Annotated in this window: 22 protein-coding genes; 12 read left to right on the top strand and 10 right to left on the bottom strand. The window is 72.0% G+C overall.

From position 1 onward, the window contains the following. Position 1: 1 nt before the first annotated feature. The 3 genes from ACFVT1_RS02050 (at position 2) to ACFVT1_RS02040 (ending at position 3261) form a co-directional block, all read left to right on the top strand. Positions 2-1156, top strand: coding sequence for an acyl-CoA dehydrogenase (locus tag ACFVT1_RS02050; RefSeq protein WP_389791633.1), 1155 nt, complete (start codon positions 2-4; stop codon positions 1154-1156). A 7-nt stretch (positions 1157-1163) separates the two neighbouring features. Then, positions 1164-2201 carry an acyl-CoA dehydrogenase family protein gene (locus tag ACFVT1_RS02045; protein ID WP_389791631.1) on the top strand — a complete coding sequence of 346 codons (1038 nt, stop codon included), beginning with the start codon at positions 1164-1166 and terminating at the stop codon, positions 2199-2201. A gap of 517 nt (positions 2202-2718) precedes the next feature. After that, on the top strand, positions 2719-3261 hold the full coding sequence (locus tag ACFVT1_RS02040; protein WP_389791629.1) for an ATP-binding protein: 543 nt from the start codon (positions 2719-2721) through the stop codon (positions 3259-3261). Positions 3262-3324: 63 nt separating this feature from the next. On the opposite strand, the gene ACFVT1_RS02035 is transcribed toward ACFVT1_RS02040, so the two are convergent. After that, on the bottom strand, positions 3325-4251 hold the full coding sequence (locus tag ACFVT1_RS02035; RefSeq protein ID WP_389791627.1) for a cyclase family protein: 927 nt from the start codon (positions 4249-4251) through the stop codon (positions 3325-3327). Positions 4252-4334: 83 nt separating this feature from the next. Here ACFVT1_RS02035 and ACFVT1_RS02030 point away from each other — a divergent pair, with 83 nt between their 5' ends. The 3 genes from ACFVT1_RS02030 (at position 4335) to ACFVT1_RS02020 (ending at position 7601) form a co-directional block, all read left to right on the top strand. Next, positions 4335-5249, top strand: a complete 915-nt coding sequence (locus ACFVT1_RS02030) for an SDR family oxidoreductase (RefSeq protein WP_389791625.1) — start codon at positions 4335-4337, stop codon at positions 5247-5249. Positions 5250-5358: 109 nt separating this feature from the next. After that, positions 5359-6555: an acyl-CoA dehydrogenase family protein gene (locus tag ACFVT1_RS02025; RefSeq protein ID WP_389791623.1), complete on the top strand. Its 1197-nt coding sequence runs from the start codon at positions 5359-5361 to the stop codon at positions 6553-6555. Then, the gene (locus tag ACFVT1_RS02020) at positions 6552-7601 is read left to right on the top strand and encodes a Zn-dependent alcohol dehydrogenase (protein ID WP_389791621.1); all 1050 of its coding nucleotides are present in this window, start codon (positions 6552-6554) and stop codon (positions 7599-7601) included. Before ACFVT1_RS02025 ends, ACFVT1_RS02020 begins: the two co-directional genes overlap by 4 nt. Positions 7602-7766: 165 nt before the next feature. Here the strand turns inward: ACFVT1_RS02020 and ACFVT1_RS02015 are convergent, their stop codons facing one another. The 3 genes from ACFVT1_RS02015 to ACFVT1_RS02005 all read right to left on the bottom strand — a co-directional run bounded on the left by ACFVT1_RS02015 (position 7767) and on the right by ACFVT1_RS02005 (position 9500). After that, a complete protein-coding gene (locus ACFVT1_RS02015; RefSeq protein WP_389791619.1) occupies positions 7767-8012 on the bottom strand; it encodes a hypothetical protein in 246 nt (81 codons plus the stop codon). Further along, positions 7996-8247, bottom strand: a complete 252-nt coding sequence (locus ACFVT1_RS02010; protein WP_389791617.1) for a DUF6400 family protein — start codon at positions 8245-8247, stop codon at positions 7996-7998. Before ACFVT1_RS02010 ends, ACFVT1_RS02015 begins: the two co-directional genes overlap by 17 nt. 269 nt (positions 8248-8516) lie before the next feature. Next, positions 8517-9500 carry a GlxA family transcriptional regulator gene (locus tag ACFVT1_RS02005; protein WP_389791615.1) on the bottom strand — a complete coding sequence of 328 codons (984 nt, stop codon included), beginning with the start codon at positions 9498-9500 and terminating at the stop codon, positions 8517-8519. Between the two features lie 58 nt (positions 9501-9558). Between ACFVT1_RS02005 and ACFVT1_RS02000 the strand changes: the two genes are divergently transcribed. Together ACFVT1_RS02000 and ACFVT1_RS01995 are read left to right on the top strand one after the other, a co-directional pair. Continuing rightward, positions 9559-10896: an MFS transporter gene (locus tag ACFVT1_RS02000; protein WP_389791613.1), complete on the top strand. Its 1338-nt coding sequence runs from the start codon at positions 9559-9561 to the stop codon at positions 10894-10896. Between the two features lie 81 nt (positions 10897-10977). Next, complete coding sequence (locus ACFVT1_RS01995) at positions 10978-11376, top strand: DUF2809 domain-containing protein (protein ID WP_389791611.1); 399 nt, start codon at positions 10978-10980, stop codon at positions 11374-11376. Here the strand turns inward: ACFVT1_RS01995 and ACFVT1_RS01990 are convergent. Then, positions 11333-11659 carry a hypothetical protein gene (locus ACFVT1_RS01990; protein ID WP_389791609.1) on the bottom strand — a complete coding sequence of 109 codons (327 nt, stop codon included), beginning with the start codon at positions 11657-11659 and terminating at the stop codon, positions 11333-11335. The genes ACFVT1_RS01995 and ACFVT1_RS01990 overlap by 44 nt on opposite strands. A gap of 192 nt (positions 11660-11851) precedes the next feature. Between ACFVT1_RS01990 and ACFVT1_RS01985 the strand changes: the two genes are divergently transcribed. Further along, positions 11852-13201: an MFS transporter gene (locus tag ACFVT1_RS01985; RefSeq protein WP_389791607.1), complete on the top strand. Its 1350-nt coding sequence runs from the start codon at positions 11852-11854 to the stop codon at positions 13199-13201. A gap of 13 nt (positions 13202-13214) precedes the next feature. On the opposite strand, the gene ACFVT1_RS01980 is transcribed toward ACFVT1_RS01985, so the two are convergent. Both ACFVT1_RS01980 and ACFVT1_RS01975 read right to left on the bottom strand, forming a co-directional pair. Continuing rightward, positions 13215-13952 (bottom strand): DUF6585 family protein, encoded by a 738-nt coding sequence (locus tag ACFVT1_RS01980; RefSeq protein ID WP_389791605.1) that lies wholly within the window; start codon positions 13950-13952, stop codon positions 13215-13217. Continuing rightward, complete coding sequence (locus tag ACFVT1_RS01975) at positions 13949-15085, bottom strand: M20 family metallopeptidase (protein ID WP_389791603.1); 1137 nt, start codon at positions 15083-15085, stop codon at positions 13949-13951. The genes ACFVT1_RS01980 and ACFVT1_RS01975 overlap by 4 nt, the downstream gene beginning before the upstream one ends. 231 nt (positions 15086-15316) lie before the next feature. On the opposite strand from ACFVT1_RS01975, the gene ACFVT1_RS01970 reads away from it, so the two are divergent. Continuing rightward, entirely contained in the window at positions 15317-16201 is an 885-nt protein-coding gene (locus ACFVT1_RS01970) for a LysR family transcriptional regulator (protein ID WP_389791601.1), read from the top strand. Positions 16202-16426: 225 nt separating this feature from the next. Here ACFVT1_RS01970 and ACFVT1_RS01965 read toward each other — a convergent pair whose 3' ends face one another. From ACFVT1_RS01965 to ACFVT1_RS01955, 3 genes are all read right to left on the bottom strand, one after another. Then, a complete protein-coding gene (locus tag ACFVT1_RS01965; RefSeq protein ID WP_389792229.1) occupies positions 16427-17041 on the bottom strand; it encodes a flavin reductase family protein in 615 nt (204 codons plus the stop codon). Between the two features lie 197 nt (positions 17042-17238). Next, a complete protein-coding gene (locus ACFVT1_RS01960) occupies positions 17239-17448 on the bottom strand; it encodes a DUF397 domain-containing protein (protein WP_389791598.1) in 210 nt (69 codons plus the stop codon). Further along, positions 17445-18323, bottom strand: coding sequence for a helix-turn-helix domain-containing protein (locus tag ACFVT1_RS01955; RefSeq protein WP_389791596.1), 879 nt, complete (start codon positions 18321-18323; stop codon positions 17445-17447). Before ACFVT1_RS01955 ends, ACFVT1_RS01960 begins: the two co-directional genes overlap by 4 nt. 157 nt (positions 18324-18480) lie before the next feature. On the opposite strand from ACFVT1_RS01955, the gene ACFVT1_RS01950 reads away from it, so the two are divergent. Both ACFVT1_RS01950 and ACFVT1_RS01945 read left to right on the top strand, forming a co-directional pair. After that, entirely contained in the window at positions 18481-18921 is a 441-nt protein-coding gene (locus ACFVT1_RS01950) for an ATP-binding protein (protein ID WP_389791594.1), read from the top strand. 495 nt (positions 18922-19416) lie between these two features. Then, a partial coding sequence (locus ACFVT1_RS01945) for a hypothetical protein (protein ID WP_389791593.1) occupies positions 19417-20123 on the top strand: 707 nt, incomplete at its 3' end.

Genomic DNA, 20123 nt, shown 5'->3' with positions numbered 1-20123 from the left:
GGTGGACCTCGCGTACACGGAGGAAGAGGAAGCGTTCCGGGCGCGGCTGCGCGAGTGGCTGGCCGCCGTGCTCCCCGGACTGCCCGCGAAGCCCGGCCCCGACGACTGGCCGGGGCGGCGCGCGTACGACACCGCCTGGCAGCGGATGCTGTACGACGCGGGGTACGCGGGCCTGCACTGGACCGCCGACGCGGGCGGGCGGGGCGCCACCCCGACCCAGCATCTGATCTTCCTGGAGGAGACGGAGCGGGCCGGAGCCCCGTACGTCGGCGCGAACTTCGTCGGCCTGCTGCACGCCGGGCCGACCATCGCCGCCGAGGGCACGGCCGGACAGCGGGCCCGCTGGCTGCCGCCGGTGCTGCGCGGCGACGAGATCTGGTGCCAGGGGTTCAGCGAGCCCGACGCCGGTTCGGACCTGGCCTCGCTGCGGACCCGGGCGGTGCGCGACGGCGACCACTACGTGGTGAGCGGGCAGAAGATCTGGACCTCGCACGCGGAGGTCGCCGACTGGTGCGAACTTCTGGTGCGCACGGACCCGGCGGCGCCCAGGCACCGCGGCATCAGCTGGCTCGCGATGGAGATGGACGCCCCCGGCGTCACCGTCCGCCCGCTGCGCACCCTCGCCGGGTCCACCGAGTTCGCCGAGATGTTCCTCGACGAGGTGCGGGTGCCGGTCTCCCACCGCGTCGGCGCGGAGAACGACGGCTGGCGGGTCACCATGGTCACCCTCTCCTTCGAGCGCGGTACGGCCTTCGTCGGCGAGGTCGTCGCCTGCCGCCGCACACTGTCCGCCCTGGCCGCCGAAGCGCGGGCGAACGGCCGCTGGGACGACCCGGTCCTGCGCCGCCGGCTGGGCCGGCTCAACGCCGAATTCCGGGCGCTGTGGCGGCTCACCCAGTGGAACGTCAGCGAGGCGCAGCACACCGGGGGCGTCCCGGGCACCGGCGGCTCGGTCTTCAAGCTGCGCTACTCGCAGGCCCGCCAGGAGCTGTACGAGGCGGCCGCCGAGGTGCTCGGCGCGGACAGCGGCGATCTGGACCGGGAGTGGGTCCTGGACCGGCTCTCCTCGCTCTCGTACACCATCGCCGCCGGCACCTCGCAGATCCAGCGGAACATCGTCGCCGAGCGGATCCTCGGCCTGCCGAAGGGGCGCTGACGCACCCATGGACTTCCAGCTCTCGGACGACCAGCGGGCCCTGAAGGCCGGGATGTGCGAACTCCTCGCCGGACGCTTCGGCAGGGACCGGATGCGGGCGGACCTCGACAGCGGTACGGGCATCGACCGGGCCCTGTGGCGGGAGCTCGGCGAGGCTGGGCTCTTCGCGCTGCGGCTGCCGGAGGCGCGGGGCGGTGTCGGGCTCGGTCTGCCCGAGTCGGTGCTCCTCTTCGAGGAGGTGGGGCGGTCGCTGCTGCCGGGACCGCTGATCGCCACCCACCTCGCCGCCGGTGCGGTGAAGGGGGCGGCGGAGGGCCGGGCGGTGATCGCCGTGCTGGACGCGGGACAGCCGGTGGGCCACCTGGGCGAAGCGGACGGACTGCTCGTGCTCGGACCGTGGGACGCGGGGGAAGTGGGGGACACGGGGGACGCGAGGGAAGCAGGAGACGCGGGGCTCGGGGCGGCCGCGGGGTTCGGGGCGGGGGAGGGGCGGGGCCCGGCCGGCGGGATGCTGCGGGACGTCGTACGGATCCGGGAGGCCGCCGAGCCCGTACGGTCGCTCGACCCGTTCACCCCCCTGTGGCGGGTCACGGGCCCCGCCCGGCCCGCCGAGCGGCTGCCCGACGGGGCCCGGCCGCGTGAGGAGGGCGCCCTGCTCGCCGCCGCCGAACAGCTCGGCAGTGCCGCCCGCACGACGGAAATGGCCGTCCAACACGCCGGTGCGCGTGAACAGTTCGGCTCGCCGATCGGATCCTTCCAGGCGGTCAAACACCTGTGCGCCGGGATGCTGGTCCGCACCGAACTGGCGCGCAGCGCCGTCTACGCGGCGGCCGTCACCGCGGACCGGGCCGAGATCGCGGGCGCCAAACTGCTCGCCGACGACGCGGCCGTCCGCAATGCGCGCGACTGCCTCCAGGTGCACGGCGGGATGGGCTTCACCTGGGAGGCAGACGTCCATCTGCACCTCAAGCGGGCCTGGCTGCGCTCCGGGCAGTGGCTGGCGGCGGCGACGGCGGAGGAGACCCTTGCGGCCGACCTGTGCTGATTCCGGACGGGTTCCGTGCAGGCTTCGTCCGCGCGGCCGCAGGTGGACGAGGGGTGCGCGCACGTGACGGGCGGGCGAGAGAGCCTCACACAGCGGAGTTACGCAGTGCAGTCGTCCGACTCCGATGCCGGGTTGTGTCCTTTGCGTGATTCGTCACGGGATGGAGTCGGTGCCGGGCTCGGGTACGCTCCGTGGGATGCGAGAGGTTCTGGAACCGGGTGATCCGGGTGTTGCCCGTGCGGCGACTCCGGTCCGGAAGAGGTGCCCTGCTCGCGTTCCACGCAGGAGCACCGGGCCTGCCCGGGGGGCGACTCCCACGGTCTCGGTGCGCCTCTGTTCGACTCCCCGCAGCGTGCGTCGCACAGTATGCACCACGCGTACTCCTTCGCGCTGGAATATGCCCGAAGCGCTTGTTGCGGTGACTGTACGTCAACCATGCTGTCGCGTAAGGGAATCACGTTCCGTGACCCTGAGGAGGCGCGAGGCGATGTGTCCGCCGGTTCGGATGGTGTGAGCGGTGCAGGTGCTTCAGGTTCAGCTGGAGGTCGGGCCGGATCCCGCGGAGGTCGGGCGGGCCCGCAGGTGGGCGCGGTCGAGACTGATCGGGTCCGGGATAGGGGACGACGAGCCGCTGGCCGAGACGCTCATCCTGCTGATCTCGGAGCTGGTCACCAATGCGGTGGTCCACACCGGGTGTCCGGCCGTACTGCGCATGCTGTTCGGCTCGACCGGGGCCGCCGGGACCGTACGGGTCGAGGTGGCCGACGCCAGCTGCCGCCCGCCGCAGCAGCGCCACGCAGCCGGCGAGGACACCGGCGGCCGGGGTCTGGAGCTCGTCGACGGGCTCGCCGACCGCTGGGGCTGGCAGCCGGAGGGCGCGGGGAAGCGCATCTGGTGCGAGGTCGACCGGGACGCCCCGCTGATCCAGGTCGTGCCGCACCCGGCCGCGCAGGGCGTGCACGGCGCCCAGGGGGCCCAGGGTGCCCTCGACGCACAGGGTGCGGGCGACGCGGGCTGCGAGGCGTACCGGGCTTCGCGCGCCGTGAGGCATCGCGCCTAGCAAACGTGCATAAAGGTTAAAGCAGTTGGCCCGGACCGCGGTCCGGCACCGGGCCGAGCGTCTTCAGAGGACCGCGACCGGGGCGACCGGGGTGCCGGTGGCGCCGACGAACGGCTCGGGCATCGCGGAGAGCAGGAAGCTGTAGCGGCGCTCTTCCGCACAGGCCGCGGACAGCGTCTCCAGGTTCCAGTTCTGGCCCTGCAGCATGCCCATCTCGACCAGGTCCAGGGCGTGCACCCCCAGCCAGAGGTCCTCGATCTCGGGCGGGAAGAGCTCGAAGGTCAGGGTGTCGTTGGCGACCGCCGCCACATCGCGCGCCCGGAACCACTCGGGCGTCCGGATCGAGAGGCCGGGTGACGGATAGCCGTACGCGTGCTTGTCGCCCGCCAGGAGGAGCTGCACCTGCCCCGTCCGTACGAGCACGAGGTCGCCGGCCCGGACCCGGACCCCCGCCAGCTCCTCGGCCGCGTCCAGGTCCTCGGGGGTGACGGCGTGGCCGCCGGGCAGCCTGTCCACACCGTGTGCGCGGGCCACATCGAGCAGTACCCCGCGCGAGACGATGTGCGCCACTTTGTCGATCCCGCTGAACCGCGCTCCGTCGTGGGCGGTGATCGTGTCGGCCGGACGGCCGTTGTAGATCTTCCCCGAGTGGGAGGCGTGCGTGAGGGCGTCCCAGTGGGTGGCCGTCTGCAGGCTCAGGACCGCCGTGTCGTCGCTGGTGGCGACGGTGCCGGGGCCGAAGAGTTCCTGGTTGATCTGGATCATCGTGTGCAGTGGATTGATCCGCCCCGGGACGAGCCCGCTCTGCACGCCGTCCTGCTGGAGGGGCAGCGCGAGCGGCACGCGCAGCCCGGTGCGGACGGTGGCGGCCGCCTCCCGTACGACCGCGTCGGTGATCAGGTTGAGCGTGCCGATCTCGTCGTCGGCGCCCCAGCGGCCCCAGTTGTTCACCCGCTCGGCGATGTCGTGGAACTCGGCCGGCAGTGACATGGGGCCTCCCGGGGCTTGTGCTCACGGACGTGATGGCCCATAAAATCTAACGGTCCGTCAGAAACCGCGGGAAGGGGCCGGACATGGGGAACTTCTTGGCAGGCAGAGTGGTGGCCGTGACGGGTGCCGGACGCGGCATCGGGAGGGCGGTCGCGCTCGCGGCGGCGGCCGAGGGGGCGAGAGTCGTCGTCAACGACTACGGCGTGTCCATCGGGGGCGGCGAGCCGAGCAGCGAGGTGGCCGAGTCCGTCGTCAAGGAGATCGAGGCGGCGGGCGGTACGGCGGTGGCCGTCGCCGACGACATCTCCACGATGGCGGGCGGGCAGCGGATCGTGGACACGGCGCTCGCGCGGTACGGGCGGATCGACGGGGTCGTGTGCGTGGCCGGGATCCTGCGGGAACGGATGCTGTTCAACATGTCCGAGGAGGAGTGGGACCCGGTGGTCGCCACCCACCTCAAGGGCACCTTCACGGTCTTCCGGGCCGCGTCGGCGGTGATGCGGAAGCAGGAGGACGGCGGCACGCTGATCGGCTTCACCAGCGGCAACCACCAGGGCAGCGTCGCCCAGGCGAACTACAGCGCCGCGAAGGGCGGGATCATCTCGCTGGTCCGGAGCGCGGCGCTCGGCCTGCACAAGTACGGCGTCACGGCGAACGCCGTCGCCCCCGTCGCCCGCACCCGGATGTCCGCCAATGTGCCCATGGAACTCAAGGAGATCGGCGAGCCGGAGGACGTGGCGGCGCTCGTCGTCTACCTGCTGAGCGAGCGGGCCCGCAAGGAGGGGATCACCGGCCAGGTGTACACGATCGCCGGCCCGAAGATCGCGGTCTGGGCCCAGCCGAGGGAGCTGCGGGCCGGGTACGCGGAGGGGGCCTGGACCCCGGAGCGGATCGCGGACTTCCTGCCGGGGACGGTGGGCACGGACCCGATGCCGATGCTGGCGCGGCTGGAGGAGATGGCGGCCGCGGCGGCGGCGAAGGCGAGGCCCAACGCGTGACCTCCGGCCCCGCCGGGGCTCGGCCCCCAAGACCCCGGTCCTTCGCCCCGAAGACCCCGGTCCTCGATCGCCGGACGGGCGTGGTCCCGAGCGGCAAACAGGAGGCAACGTGGACTTCACCTTCGGCCCGGACGACGCTGCCTTCCGTGCGGAGGCCCGCGCCTGGCTGGCGGCGCACCTCGTCGGCGCGTACGCCGAGGCCGCCGGTACCGGCGGTCCGGGCAGCGAGCACGAGGGCATCGGGATCCGCCGCGCATGGGAGCGCGAACTCGGCCGCGGCGGCTGGATCGGCCTCGGCTGGGGCGACCACGGCGCCGACTGCGGCAACCGCCGCGCGAGCCTCACCCAGCAGGTCGTCTGGGCCGAGGAGTGCGCCCGCGCCGACGCCCCCGCCCGGGTCGGACACATCGGCGAGAACCTCCTCGCCCCGACCCTGATCGCCCACGGCACCGACGCGCAGCGGCGCCGCTTCCTGCCCGCCGTCGCACGCGGCGAAGAACTGTGGTGCCAGGGATACAGCGAGCCGGGCGCCGGATCGGACCTCGCCGCGGTGCGGACGGCCGCCGTACCCGACGCGGACCGCGGCGGCCACCGCGTGAGCGGGCAGAAGATCTGGACGTCGCTGGCGAAGGACGCCGACTGGTGCTTCGTGCTGGCCCGTACGGAGCCCGGTTCCAGCCGCCACCACGGCCTGTCGTTCCTGCTCGTGCCGATGGACCAGCCGGGCAGGATCGAGGTGCGGCCGATCCGGCAGATGTCCGGGACCAGCGAGTTCAACGAGGTCTTCTTCGACGGGGCGCGCGCCGAGGAGTGCGTCGGCGGCGAGGGCAACGGCTGGGCGGTCGCCATGGGGCTGCTGGCCCTGGAGCGCGGCGTCTCCACGCTCGTCCAGCAGATCGGCTTCGCCGCCGAACTCGAACGGGTGGTCCGCGCCGCCGTCGACGGCGGCGCCGTCACCGACCCGGTACTGCGCGAACGCCTCGTCAGGCAGTGGGCGGAGCTCCAGACCATGCGCTGGAACGCCCTGCGCACCCTGGGCTCCACGGGCGACCCCGCCGCGCCCAGCGTGGCGAAGCTGCTCTGGGGCGGCTGGCACAAGCGCCTCGGCGAGCTGGCCGTGGAGGTCCGGGGCGCGGCGGGCGCCGTCGGCCCGGACGACTGGTCGGCGCGGTCCCCGTACGCACTCGACGAGGCGCAGCGGCTGTTCCTGTTCACCCGGTCCGACACCATCTACGGCGGCTCGGACGAGATCCAGCGGAACATCATCGCCGAGCGGGTGCTCGGCCTACCGAGGGAGCCGAGATGAGAGGCGTCGTCTTCGACGGCCAGCGGACCGAGGTCGTCGACGACCTGGAGATACGCGATCCGGGCCCCGGCGAGGTGCTGGTGGCGGTGGCCGCGGCCGGGCTGTGCCACAGCGATCTGTCGGTGATCGACGGGACGATTCCGTTCCCGTCGCCGGTGGTGCTCGGGCACGAGGGCGCGGGCGTGGTGGAGGCGGTCGGCGCGGGCGTCGGCCATGTGGTGCCCGGCGACCACGTGTCGCTGTCGACGCTGGCCAGCTGCGGGGCGTGCGCCCAGTGCGACCGGGGGCGTCCGACGATGTGCCGCAAGGCGATCGGGATGCCGCGGCAGCCGTTCTCGCGGCGGGGCGAGCCGCTGTACCAGTTCGCGTCCAACTCGGCCTTCGCCGAACGGACCCTGGTCAAGGCCGTGCAGGCGGTGAAGATCCCCGCGGACCTGCCGCTCACCTCGGCGGCCCTGATCGGCTGCGGGGTGGTGACGGGGGTCGGAGCCGTACTCAACCGGGCGAAGGTCGACCGGGGCGACTCCGTCGTGGTGATCGGTACCGGCGGCATCGGACTCAACGTCATCCAGGGTGCCCGGATCGCGGGCGCCCTGACGATCGTCGCCGTCGATGCCAACCCGGCGAAGGAGGCGATGGCGCGGCAGTTCGGCGCGACGCACTTCCTGACGTCGGCGCAGGCCGTGCGGGAGATCCTGCCGAACGGCGCCGACCACGCCTTCGAGTGCGTGGGCCGTACGGAACTGATCCGTACCGCGATCGACCTGCTGGACCGGCACGGCCAGGCGGTCCTGCTGGGCGTCCCCGCGGCGACGGCCGAGGCATCGTTCCTCGTCTCGTCGATGTTCCTGGACAAGTCGATCCTGGGCTGCCGGTACGGCTCCTCGCGCCCGCAGCGGGATATCGCCCTCTACGCGGAGCTGTACCGGCAGGGCAGGCTGCTGCTGGACGAACTCGTCACCGAGACCTACCCGGTGGAGGACTTCGCCAAGGCGGCGGACGACGCGCACCACGGCCGGGTGGCGCGGGGGGTGCTGGTGTTCTGAGGCGTGTGGTGGAAGTCCCGCCTGTCCCGCGACGGCTCTCCGGGGCCGGCGTCTTCCCGGACCGGCGAGGTCCGGGCCCTTTGCCGGGCCCTTTGCCGGGCCCTCCTGTCCGGATCCCGCCGGGGCCGCGCGCCCCGGCGCCGCGCCCGGCCGTGTCGCCGTCGGTCAGTCGCCGAAGGCGCTGCTGTCGCGCCGGGTGACGCCGGGCCGGGTGTTCACGGACCACATGTGGGTGCACCGCGGGCACTGGAGGTGAACGACCGGTCCGCTGTTGGATATCAGATAGCGCCAGTGCTCACGGCAGGTACGGAGGTCGGCGCAGTTCTCGCAATGACGGGCGTCGTCGCAGACCGGGCAGGGCATCCAGGCGCGGCGGGCCACGTCCGCCTGCGGATCAATGGGAAGTCGCACGACCCGGCCCCCTTCCCGGCAGAACGCCGGCCGCCACCAGCAGGTCGTGGGTGCGCTGCTGTTCGGCGTCCAGGCCCGAGTAGAGGAGCGCGTACGCCTCGTCCTCGCCCTGGAGGGCGGCGACCGGGTCCCAGTCGGGCCCGAGTGCGGCCACGACCTCGGCCCGGCGTCGAGTTTCTTCGAACGTCAGATCGATCGTGAAGGGTATGAGGCTGTCTGGATTTTCCTTTTTCATGGCGAAACTTCCGAAGTGCCGGTGGAACTCCCCCTGCTTATCAGGCGGAACCGGCGACAGGGAAGGGTGACCTAAGTCGCTCCGGGGCGAAGGGGCCCCGGCCTCTGGTGGAGGAGCCCCCGGATCGGTCGGCAGGAGTGGGCCGTTGCCGGTACCGGGGCCCCGGAGCAGGGCGCGGTCCACGGGCGGCGCTGTGACGTACTTCATGCGGCCGCCCTCCGCGTCGCCCGGATCCGGGCGACGCGGAGGGGAGTGGCCGGAGTGCCCGGTCAGGCCCTCCCCGCGCGAAAGGTGCGCCGGTACACCGTGGGGGACACCCCCAGCGCCGCCTGTAGATGCTGCCGCAGCGAGGTGGGCGTCCCGAAGCCCGCGTCCCGCGCCACCTGGTCGATCGACAGGTCCGTCGACTCCAGCAGTTGACGGGCCCGTTCGACCCGCTGCCGGGTCAGCCACTGGACGGGGCTGACCCCGACCTCCTCCCGGAACCGGCGGGTGAACGTCCGTACGCTCATCGACTCCTGCTGCGCCATGTCGCGCAGCAGGATCGGGCGCTCCAGCCGGCCGAGCGCCCAGGTGCGCGCGGAGGTCGTGGTCGCGAGCTGCGCCTCGGGCACGGGGCGCTGGATGTACTGGGCCTGCCCGCCGTCCCGGTGCGGGGGCACGACCGTGCGGCGGGCGACGTCATTGGCGACGGCGGTGCCGTGGTCCCGGCGCACGATGTGCAGGCAGAGGTCGATTCCGGCGGCGACCCCGGCGGAGGTCAGGACGTCCCCGTCGTCGATGAACAGGACGTCCGGGTCGACCCGGACCTCGGGGAAGAGCTGCTGGAAGTGGTCGGCCGACGACCAGTGGGTGGTGGCGGGGCGCCCGTCGAGATATCCGGCGGCGGCCAGCACGTAGCTGCCCGTGCAGATGGAGACCATCCGGGTGCCCGGCCTGATGTGCGCGAAGGCGGCGGCCAGTTCGTCGGTGAGCCTGCCCTCCGTGTAGACGGGGCCCAGTTCGTAACTGGCGGGGATCACGACCGTATCGGCGGTGGCCAGCGTCTCGGGGCCGCGTTCGACGGTGATGGTGAAGTCCGCGTCGGTGCGGACCGGGCCCGGCGGGCGGACGGAACAGGTCACGACTTCATAGAGTTTGCGGCCCTTGTTGCGCGGCTCGGAACCGAGCGAACGGCCGAAAATCCTTTGGGGGATGCCCAGTTCGAAGGGGAGCAGCCCGTCGAGGGCAAGGACGGCGATGCGGTGCGGCATTGGCGGACTCCCTTCACCTCTAGCTGGTATAGACCTTCTACTGATACATGTCACCGGTGTGAAGGAAAAGTCAGCAGAGCACGCGCACATTCCCGCCGCGGAGCGCGAGAGCGCACCGCCTCCGCCGCCCCGTTCGCCGAGCCCGGACCCGTTGGGGGGCGTGCTGCCTAGCGTGCTGCCTGACGGCCTGGGCGACGGCCGTCCCGCGCAGCTCTGGAACCGCAACTTCCGGCTCTTCTTCGTCGCCCGGACCGCCGCGCTCTTCGGCGACGGCATGATCCCGGTGGCGCTCACCGCCGGCCTGCTGGGAGCGGGCCGGCCGCACTCGTCGGTGGGGTTCGCGCTCGCGGCCTGGATGGGTCCGCTGGCCCTCTTCGTGCTCTTCGGCGGCGTACTGGCGGACCGGTTCACCCCGCGCCGGATGATGATCATCGCGGATGCGCTGCGGCTGGTCGGTGCCTCGGCGCTGGCGGTCTCCTTCGCCGTCGGCAACCCGCCCCTGTGGGCGGTGTACGCGCTCAGCGCGGTCGCCGGGGTGGGCGCCGCGCTCTTCCAGCCGGGTGTGGCGTCGACCGTGCCCCGGGTGGCCTCGGACGTGCAGCGCGCCAATGCGGTGCTCCGGGTCTCCGAGGCGCTGATGACCATGGCGGGCCCGGCCTTCGCGGGCATGCTCGTCGGGCTCGCCAGCGCCGGAGCGGTCTACGCGGCGAACGCGTCGACCTTCCTCGTCTCCGGCCTCTGCCTGTTCCTGCTGCGGCTCGCCCCGGCCCCGGCGGACGAGGTGCGACGCGGCACCTTCGTCGCCGAACTGGCCGACGGCTGGCGGGAGTTCCGCGCCCGGAGCTGGCTGTGGGGGGTGATCGCGATCTGGACGGTGTACGGCTTCGCGGTGCTCGGCCCGATGCTCCCGCTCACCGCGGTCGAGGTCACCGAGGCGCACGGTTCGGGGACGTACGGGGTGATGATGGCGGTGAACGGCGCGGGCAGCGTCGTCGGCGGGCTGCTCGCGCTGCGGCTGAGGCCGCGCCGCCCCCTCGCGGCGGGGGCCGTCGCGCTGAGCGCGGTCTGTGTGAACCTGGTCGTGCTGGGCCTGGGGATGCCGGTGGCCGCGCTCGGGGCCGGGCAGTTCGTGGCCGGTGCCGCGTTCGCGTTCTGGCTGGTGATGTGGTCGACGACGGTCCAGACCCATGTGCCGCCCCAGGCGCTGAACCGGCTGCACGCGTACGACGTGGCGGGCTCGCTGCTGATGCTGGCGGCGGGCCGGGCGCTGGCCGGACCGGTCGCGGACCGGGTGGGCGCCCCGGAGGTGCTGCTGGCCGGAGCGGTGATCAACATGGTGGCGGTGGCGGTGCTGCTGGCGGCCCGGCCGATCCGGCGGCTGGAGCGGATCGGATGAGGTCGGGTGAGGCCAAGTGAGGCCGGGTGAGGTCGGGTGAGGCCAAGTGAGGTCGGGTGGGGTCGGACGAGGGAGGCGGTCGTGGCGGTGCCACGCGTGGCAGCCGCGGGAGCGGCGCTGCTGACCGTCGCCGCCGGGCTCGGTGTCAGGGCGGTGGCCGGCGGCGATGCGGCCAAGTACGCCGGGGACGCCCTCTACACGGTGCTGGTCTGCGCCGTGGTGGTCCTGATCGCGCCCCGCACGCGCCCGGCAGCGGCGGCCGGGGCGGCGCTCGCCGTCAGCTGGGCGGTCGAGCTGCTGCAACTGACCGGGCTGCCCGCGGACCTCTCCCGGCACAGCACGGCGGCGCGGCTGGTGCTCGGCTCCACCTTCAACGCGCCCGATCTGTTCTGGTACACGGTGGGGGCGGGGTGCGCCTGGGCGGTGGCGGCTCTGGCTACTTCGCCCGCTCGCGCTCCTCGGACTTCTGCATCTCGATGACCTCGAGGACATGGGCGCTGGTCTGCCTGCGCACACTGCCGCCGACGAGCAGCGCCGTACCGAGGACGGACAAGGGGACGGAGGCCCCGAGGACGGTCAGCTGCTTCGGCACCTCGGTGGCCACCTCGCACGGCGCGGCGCGGTAGCAGTACGAGCCCTGCCGGTCCGCCAGCAGGAAACCCAGCCAGACCCACAGGGCGCAGGCGGCGATCAGCAGCACGGCGCCCCAGGTCTGCATCAGCGCGGAATGGTGGTGGAACCGCTGACGTGCCGCCCACTGCATGAGATCCCCCGGTTCGGTTCGGTTCGGTTCGGTACGCGTCGAAGGCGCGGCGCACGGCCGCCGACCGACAGGTGATCGTACGCGCATACGAGTCCGTCCGGGCCGGAAGCGGCCGGTCCGCCCGCGGTCCGTGGCCCGATTCCTGCGAAGGGTGACTCTCCGGCCACTCGTGGGCGCGTACGCGGTCACCGGATGCTGAGTGACGTGACCCAGACAACCGAAAGCGCCGCCCGGGACGACGACCGGCGGGCCCCCGTCCCCGCGGCCCCCGGCGCGCGCTCCCGCCGACGCGTTCACCGCGCCTGGATCGTCGCCGTCGTCACCTTCGTGACGATCATCGGCGGCGCCGCCTTCAACTCCCTGCCCGGCCTCCTCATCGACCCGCTCCACACGGAATTCGGCTGGTCGCGCGGGGAGATCGGACTCGCCGTCTCCCTCGACATGGCGCTCTACGGGCTCACCGCGCCGTTCGCCGCCGCGCTGATGGACCGCTTCGGCATCCGCCGGGTCGTCGTCGTCGCGCTCAGCGCGGTGGCGGCGGGGGCGCTGGCCAGTGTCTGGATGACGGCCTCCTGGCAGCTGATGATCTATTGGGGGCTGCTCGTCGGCCTCGGCACCGGGTCCATGGCGATGGCCTTCTCCGCCACGGTCACCAACCGCTGGTTCGTGGCCCGGCGCGGCCTGGTCACCGGCGTCCTCACCGCGGCGGGCGCCTCCGGCCAGCTGGTCTTCCTGCCGCTGTGCGCCTGGATCGTCGACGAGCACGGCTGGCGCCCGGCCTCGGTGACCGTCGCGCTCGCCGCCCTGGCCGTCGTCCCGTTCGCCTGGCTCCTGCTGCACGACCACCCGGCCGACGTGGGCCTCGCCCCGTACGGCGGCACCTACACGGGGAAGCCCGCGCCCGCCCGCGGGGCGGCGAGGCGGACCCTGCGCGTACTGGCCGACGCCGCCCGCACCGGACCGTTCTGGCTGCTCGCCGGCACGTTCGCGATCTGCGGCGCCTCGACCAACGGCCTGATCCGCACTCACTTCGTGCCGTCGGCCCACGACCACGGCATGCCCATCACCGCCGCGGCCTCGCTGCTCGCCGTCATCGGAGTCTTCGACATCATCGGCACGGTCTTCTCCGGCTGGCTCACCGACCGCTTCGACGCCCGCCGGCTCCTCGCCGTCTACTACGCGCTGCGCGGCATCTCGCTGGTCTTCCTGCCGATGCTGATGGCACCGACGGTCCATCCGCCGATGGTGTTCTTCATCGTCTTCTACGGCCTGGACTGGGTCGCCACGGTGCCGCCGACGCTGGCCCTGTGCCGCGAGCAGTACGGCGAGGACAGCGCCATCGTCTTCGGCTGGGTCCTCGCCTCCCACCAGGTGGGCGCGGCACTGGTGGCGTTCCTGGGCGGTGTGGCGCGCGACGCCTTCGGCTCGTACGACGTGGTCTGGTACGCGTCGGGTGCGCTGTGCGCGACGGCGGCACTGATGGCGCTGGTGATCCGGCGGGTCCGGGAGCCTTCGGGCGCCGCCGCCGCGGGACTCGGCTGACGGCGCCGTCCGGTCAGGGGGAGAGGCGCTCGGCGACCGCCAGGAAGACATGGAGGTTCGCGATGTCGCTGACGGCGGCACTGCACCAGCGGCCGGAGTCTCCGTTCCGCGTGATGTGCACCCGGCCCGCCTCGACCCGTATCCCCCGGACGTCGGTCCAGGGAAGGTGACCGTTCCTGGTGGTGGCCATGCCGGTGCCGGAGAGCGAGAAGCCGCCGAAGCTGACCTTCTCGCCCTCCAGGACGGCTTTCAGGGCCGCCTGGCCCTGGGCGCGCAGGACGGCCTCCTGCATATGGGGTCCCCACGTTCCGGGATGTTCGTAGAACTCCGTGATCGTCGCGCTGACGCGCCCCGGGCCGACCGCGGAGTACACGTGGGTGGTGGTGCTGGGGATCCCGTTGATGATCTTCTGGGTGATGTTCTGGTAGAGCCGCACGGAGTCCCAGCGGATGGCGGTCATTCCGTCGCCGGACTGCGGGTGGACGATCATTCCGTTCTCGAACAGGTGGAGACGCTTGGCGGCCTGCTTCCTGCTGAAGTCCGGAGTCCGGCGCAGCCACCAGAGGAACGCCAGACCGGGTACGACGAACAGCGCCAGGAGATGGAGGGTCGCGAAGACGTAGAGGGCGAAGAGGGCCTTGTTCATGCGCTTGGGGGCGAACGAGCCCTGGAGCGCGCCGAGTCGGTGTCGTGCGGCCAGCTCGGCGGCTTCGGCCGACAGAGAGGTCCGTGCCGGTGCGGTTGCGGTCATCGCCGGGTCCGTTCGATCAGTCGGGCGAGCAGACGGGTACGCGGGATCATCCGGTCGATCAGGACGTGCTCGGTGTCCGCGTGGGCGCCGCTGCCGACGCCGCCCAGGCCGTCCAGCGTCGGGCAGCCCGTGCCCGCCGTGTAGTTGCCGTCCGAGGCGCCGCCCACGGCGACCCCCCGCAGGGGTTCCTGTCCCAGCTCCGCGGCGATCGCGGAGGCGAGGGAGAACAGGGCGGCCGAGGACGCCGCTTCCATGGGGGGACGCCTCTTCCCGCCCTCCACCGTCAGCTCTGCTCCGGGCGTCCGGGCGGTCAGCCCCCGCATGAGGACATCTATCCGGTCCTGCGCCGCCGGGGTCGGCACCCGGACGTCCACCGACACCTTCGCCCGCGCGGGCACGGTGTTGGGAGTGGTGCCGGCCGACACCAGGGTGGGCGTGACCGTCGGCGCTCCCAGCTCGCAACCCGTGGTGCCCATCGCTGCCGCGAGGCCGGCGACGGCCAGGACCTGGTGGGCGGCCTCGATCGCGGCGTTGACCCCCTTCTCCGGTTCCAGACCGGCGTGAGCGGCCCTGCCGTGCACCACGACCTCATAGCGCGACGTGCCCTTGCGGGCGGTTTTCAGGGCGCCCTGCGCGTTCGCGGACGCCTCCAGCACGAAGGCCGCCGCGCAACCGCGCGCGGAGTCCTCGATCAGCTCCCGGGAGGTCGGGGAGCCGACCTCCTCATCCCCGTTGACCAGCACACACACGCCGTCCGGGGACGGCAGGGAGGCCAGCGCGTGGAACATCTGCACCAGACCCGCCTTCATGTCGAGGACCCCGGGCCCCCGGGCGACCCCGTCGGCCACCGACCAGGGGTGCGTCTCCAGCGACCCCATGGGCCACACCGTGTCGTGGTGCCCCACCAGCAGCACCCGCGGTGCGCCGAAGACCCAGCGCAGATGAGGCACACCCTCGATCACGACGGTCTCGGGCTCCCGGCCCAGCAGCCTCGTACCCAGGGCGCCGACGACCTCGGCGCTGCGGGCCAGCGCGGCATGGTCGGCCGAGAAGGACTCACAGACCACGAGCTCCTCCAGATCGGCCAGCAGCGCGGGCAACTCGGGAAGCGCGGGCGCGGACCAGGTGGTCATCGGCCCCGCCCGGGTTCGACGGTGGACAGTAACGCCATGATTCCTCCTGGAAGTTGAGCCTGACCAAGGCGCGAGCCGGAAGCGTTCCTCCGGCGTCGTCCGGCGTCGTCCGGTTGCGTCCGGCTGCGTCCGGGTCCCGTCCCGCCGACGGGGGCCGGGTGATTGACGCTAGGGCGGGACAAGGCATGCCACCAGCGACTAGATTGCATGTGAGCCATGCATGGGGGGAATGTGTTCGAGACCGACGCACTGCGTCTGCTGGTGACCGTGGCCGACACCGGATCGTTCACGCAGGCCGCGGCCCGTCTCGACTACACGCAGTCCGCGGTGTCCCGGCGTATCGCCTCGCTGGAGAAGCGGGCGGGCGGCCCGCTGTTCGACCGGCTCGCCAGGGGCGTACGGCTGAACCCCGCCGGGCACGCGCTGCACCGCCATGCCGTGGAGGTGCTCGACCGTCTGGCGCGGGCGGAGCACGAGCTGACCGCGATCCGCGCGGGACACGGCGGAACGCTGCGCGTGGCGGCGTTCTCCACCGCCAACATCTCCCTGGTGCCCGCCGCTCTGCGCGCGTTCCTGCGGTCCAGGCCGGAGGTCGAGGTCGTCGCGAGCGAGGGACGCAGCGATGCGCTGATGCGGCGCCTCGCCGAGGGGGCGCTCGATCTTGCCGTGGTCAGCGACTACCCCTCGGGTCTCCCGTCGGCCGACGGTGTGACCACGGAGGCGCTGCTGGAGGACGAGCTGTTCGTCGTTCTCCCGTGCGAGCATCGTTTGGCCGGATCCGGGACGATCGACCTGCGTGAACTGCGCGACGAGGCCTGGCTCCAGGACGCGCCCACCGACCGGCCGATGATGCTCACCGAGGTCTGCGCCAGGGCCGGCTTCCGGCCGAGGAAGATCGTCAGAATCGCGGAGTGGACCGGGAAGTTCGGCTATGTGGCCGCGGGGCTGGGCGTCGCGCTGGTTCCCTCGCTGGCGGCCTGGGCGGTTCCGGCCGGACTCTCCCTCTGCCGGCTCGGCGATCTCGCCCCGCGCCGGACCGTATACGCGGCACTGCCCGCCGCCCCGCTTCCGGCCGCACTCGACCTGCGGGACCTGCTCCACGAGGCCGTCGGCTGAACCGCGGTTCCCGGCTTGGTGTGTGCGGCTTGCGGCTTGTCGGTTGCCGCTCGCTGGTTGCTGCTTGCCGGTCGTCGATGGTCGCCCGCTGCTCGCCGCCGGTCCTCTGCTGCTCGCCCTTTGCTGCTTGCCGCCGCTGCCTGCCTCTCGTCGCCCGCCGCGTATCGCCCGCCGCGTATCGTCCGTCGCCCGCGGCGCCCGGCCGGGCCGCTGATTCGTGCCCGCTCACTCGCCCAGAGGCCCGAACCGCCCGAACACGCCCCGGTGGAACACCAGCGGACCGTCCCCGCCCGCTGCCCCCAGCGCCTCCACCCGGCCGACCACGATCAGGTGGTCGCCGCCGGTGTGGACGGCCTGGATGCGGCAGTCGACCCAGGCCGGTACGGAGTCCAGCAGCGGCGACCCGGTCGCGGGGGCCGCCGTGTAGCCCACCCCCGCGAACTTGTCGGCCCCGCTCACCGCGAAGCTCCGGCACAGCGCGCCCTGGTCCGCACCGAGGATGTTGACGCAGAAGGCCCCGGCGCGGGCGATGCGTGGCCAGGTCGTCGACGTACGGGCGACCATGAAGGTGACCAGCGGCGGGTCGAGGGAGAGCGACGCGAACGACTGGCAGGCGAAGCCCGCCGGCCCCTGTGTGTCGTCCGGGTCGTGTGCGGTGACGACGGTGACACCGCTCGCGAAGTGCCCCAGTACGCGCCGGAATTCGGCCGGATCGACCGGCAGCCGCTCATCGTCCGCGACGGCCCGCAGATCCGGGCGCGGCAGCGGATCGACCGGCGCCGGCCCTCCGGTGGTGGCGGCGCCGACGGACCTGAGGTACCGGACGGCGGTGGCGGCCATGCCTGCGTGTCCCATCACGCCTTCCATTGAAACTGACGCTACGTCAGATAGGAAGGGGGCGGGGAGAGTTCCGGAGGAAAAGGGCAGTGAGTCCCGCCGCGGAGCCGGGCCGGGGTGGGCCTTCCCGGTGCGCGAGGACGTGCATGGGGAGGGGGCGTGCATGCTGATATAGGCCGGGATCCGGGAGCTGCCGGTGATCAGCTCCCGGCGGCGTACATGACGAAGTCCGCCCAGGCGTCCGGGGCTATGGCGAAGCGGGGGCCCTGGGTGTTCTTCGAGTCGCGGACGTGGACCGTGCTGAGGGTGGTGGCGACCTCGACGCAGTCGTTGCCATTGCTGGTATCGCTGTAGCTGCTCTTGAACCAGCTGAGCTGGTCGGATTCCCCGGCAGAGGGCTTGCGGATCATGTCTCTCCCAGCACTTGCTCGATGAAGTCCAACGACTCCCGTGAAGTGAGAGCCTCGGCCCGGATGATGCCATAGCGCAGCTCAAGCACCCGGAGTTGCTTCGGGCCGGAGACAGGGCGACCGCCGAACTCGTCGTCGATGCGGCCAACTGCCGAGCCATCGTCAAACTTGAGCACCTGGATCCTCCCGCCTGTTCCGGGATGGTCCCAGCGGTCGGTCGGCATCACCTGGATCTCTACGTTCTGCATCTGCCCCACCTCCAACAGGCGTTCGAGCTGCTGGCGTTGCACCATTGTGCCGCCGAACGGGCGGCGCAGTGTCACCTCTTCCAGCACAAAGCTGAGTTCCGGTGCAGGCGACCGGTCGAAAATGGACTGCCGGGCCATGCGGGCTGCCAGCATTCGTTCCAACTCGGGGGCCGAGTAGGCAGGACGTCGTGTTCGTAGCAGTGCTCGGGCATGGGCCTCCGTTTGCAGGAGGCCGTGCATGGCGTGGCTTCCGTACGACAGCAACTCGACCGCCCGCGCCTCCATCCGTGCCAGATCCCGAATCTTCTTCGGGTATCGGACCTCGGCCACGTCCTTCTTCATCGCGGCGATCAGCCCACCGGCCCCCAGTACCTCGTCCGCTCTGTCCAGATACTCCTGGCGCGGGATCCGTTTTCCGGCCTCGACCTTGTAGACCTGGTCCTCCCCGTACCCGATCGCGACGCCGAACTCGACCGCCCGCATGCCGGCCGCCTCCCGCCGCAGCTTCAATTGCCGCCCCACCGTGGCGACGACCGCCGCACCCGACTCGTCGTCCGGGTCGACGTCCCAACCGGGCTCGTCCGCCTCGTTCCCGGGCCGTTCCGTACTGCTCGTATCCACCCGCATCTCGCGCCACCTCCGACGTGCCGTCACCCTTGCGGCGCCACATACCCGCACGCCTGCTCCGGACAGCCCGGACAGCCCCGGACAACCACCGGACAGTCACCGTACGCATCCGACTGATCACTGGTCGGCGTAGGCGTGCGCGGCCACGCTGAGTGACGTGAAACAAGAAATCGCCCTCCCTCAACCCACCGCTGCCGGCCGCGCGTTCAGCGTGTTGCTCTCGCCCACTCGCCGGGGAGCCAGGCTGGCCCGGCTGCTCACCACTGCGCATCTCGGCGAGTGGGGGATCCCCTCGGAGGCCGCCGCGCAGATCGTCGCCGAACTGGCGGCCAACGCCATGGTGCACGGCCGCGTGCCGGGCAGGGACTTCCGGCTCGGCCTCGCGATCCACGACGGCGGCGCGCTCCTGCGGATCGAGGTGAGCGACGCACGTGGCGAGCGCCTGCCGCCCGGTCCGGGCGGCACGGCCGTCCCGGATGACGACTGCGAGTCCGGACGTGGCCTGCTGATCGTCGAGGCGCTTGCCGACCGTTGGGGCGTCAGCCCCGGTCCCGTCCCCCGCAAGACCGTCTGGGCCGAGCTCGACCTCGTACCGTGACCGCCGCCACCGGGTCGCGGACATCCGCGATCCGGTGGTCCGCAGCGTGGCGCCGTGGGACATCGAATGCCGTGAACAACTTGGGCAATGCTCCTTCCGGACCCACCCCGCCTGTCGTCACCCATATGGGGGAACTGAGACAACTTAGCTGGAAATCGGGCTGGTTGTCCGGCATATGCTCACCGCGACGAACAAGGCCCGGACATGCGACGGGCCCCTGGCGGGGACGGCAATGTCGATCGACGGCCTGACAACATCTCCGCCCCGGATGTGGACGCCCTGGTACCGGGGCGCCGCATGGCTGGAATGCGGGGCCAGGCCCGGACCCGCTGCCGTACAACACGCACCGACCATCGACCTTCCGCCCGACGGGCTGCGCCGCCCCGTCGGCCTCCCGGCCCATCGGCTGGCCACCCGGCTCCCACCCGTACCGCCGCCGTTCCGCGGCCCGGCCGATACCCCGCCCCGACTATTCGACAACCCAAGGAAATCCATATGGTCAGCTCGTCCCACGAGGCGATGCACCGCATCTTTCAGGAGTACCCGGGACTCTTCACCCGCGTCTCCGAGGTACTGGGGGTGGCGATCGGCCCACCTGCCTCGGCCACTGTCATGCCCACGGACCTCACCGAGAACCGGCCGCTCGAACGCCGTGTCGACACCTTGCTGCGCATCGACATGGAGGACGACAGGTCCTACCTCCTGGCGATCGAGGCCCAGGGCAAGAAGGACCCGGAGAAGCCGGCGAGCTGGATGTACTACCTGTCGTATCTCCAGGCGAAGTACAAACTGCCGCCCATGCTGCTGGTCGTCTGCCAGGACCGGGCCACCGCCGAGTGGGCGGCACGCCCGTTCACGGTCGGCCACCCGCAATCGCCCGTGCTCACCCTGAGAGCCCTTGTCGCGGGCCCGCACAACATGCCGGTGATCACCGACGTGGCCGAGGCCCGCAAGGACCTGGCACTGGCCACGCTGGCGGCGATCACACACGCAGGCGATCCGGACATCGGTGCCATACTGAAAACGCTGTCGACCGCTCTGCGGGACGTACCGGAAACCATCGCCGACCCCATCGTCGAACTCACCGCACAGGGCCTGGGCAATCGTCCGGCCGCACAACAGTGGAGGAACCTGGTGGCCGTGGACCTTTCTTTCTACAAGTCAGCTCTTTCGGAAGAAATCCGAGACGAGGGCCGTGCGGA

This window comes from Streptomyces sp. NPDC057963 (assembly GCF_042887155.1).
Lineage (GTDB): Bacteria > Actinomycetota > Actinomycetes > Streptomycetales > Streptomycetaceae > Streptomyces.
Note: the sequence above shows the minus strand (reverse complement) of the source record. Positions and strands in the feature narration are given on the sequence as shown.

Bases quoted from the DNA above. Each gene is read 5' to 3' on its own strand.
- ACFVT1_RS02020 (WP_389791621.1), top strand. From the start codon at position 6,552: ATGAGAGGCGTCGTCTTCGACGGCCAGCGGACCGAGGTCGTCGACGAC.
- ACFVT1_RS02035 (WP_389791627.1), bottom strand. From the start codon at position 4,251: ATGTCACTGCCGGCCGAGTTCCACGACATCGCCGAGCGGGTGAACAAC.
- ACFVT1_RS01980 (WP_389791605.1), bottom strand. From the start codon at position 13,952: ATGACCGCAACCGCACCGGCACGGACCTCTCTGTCGGCCGAAGCCGCC.
- ACFVT1_RS02005 (WP_389791615.1), bottom strand. From the start codon at position 9,500: ATGCCGCACCGCATCGCCGTCCTTGCCCTCGACGGGCTGCTCCCCTTC.
- ACFVT1_RS02010 (WP_389791617.1), bottom strand. From the start codon at position 8,247: ATGAAAAAGGAAAATCCAGACAGCCTCATACCCTTCACGATCGATCTG.
- ACFVT1_RS01960 (WP_389791598.1), bottom strand. From the start codon at position 17,448: ATGATCCGCAAGCCCTCTGCCGGGGAATCCGACCAGCTCAGCTGGTTC.
- ACFVT1_RS01955 (WP_389791596.1), bottom strand. From the start codon at position 18,323: ATGCGGGTGGATACGAGCAGTACGGAACGGCCCGGGAACGAGGCGGAC.
- ACFVT1_RS01975 (WP_389791603.1), bottom strand. From the start codon at position 15,085: ATGACCACCTGGTCCGCGCCCGCGCTTCCCGAGTTGCCCGCGCTGCTG.
- ACFVT1_RS02045 (WP_389791631.1), top strand. From the start codon at position 1,164: ATGGACTTCCAGCTCTCGGACGACCAGCGGGCCCTGAAGGCCGGGATG.
- ACFVT1_RS01965 (WP_389792229.1), bottom strand. From the start codon at position 17,041: ATGGCCGCCACCGCCGTCCGGTACCTCAGGTCCGTCGGCGCCGCCACC.
- ACFVT1_RS01990 (WP_389791609.1), bottom strand. From the start codon at position 11,659: ATGCAGTGGGCGGCACGTCAGCGGTTCCACCACCATTCCGCGCTGATG.
- ACFVT1_RS01985 (WP_389791607.1), top strand. From the start codon at position 11,852: ATGCTGAGTGACGTGACCCAGACAACCGAAAGCGCCGCCCGGGACGAC.
- ACFVT1_RS02030 (WP_389791625.1), top strand. From the start codon at position 4,335: ATGGGGAACTTCTTGGCAGGCAGAGTGGTGGCCGTGACGGGTGCCGGA.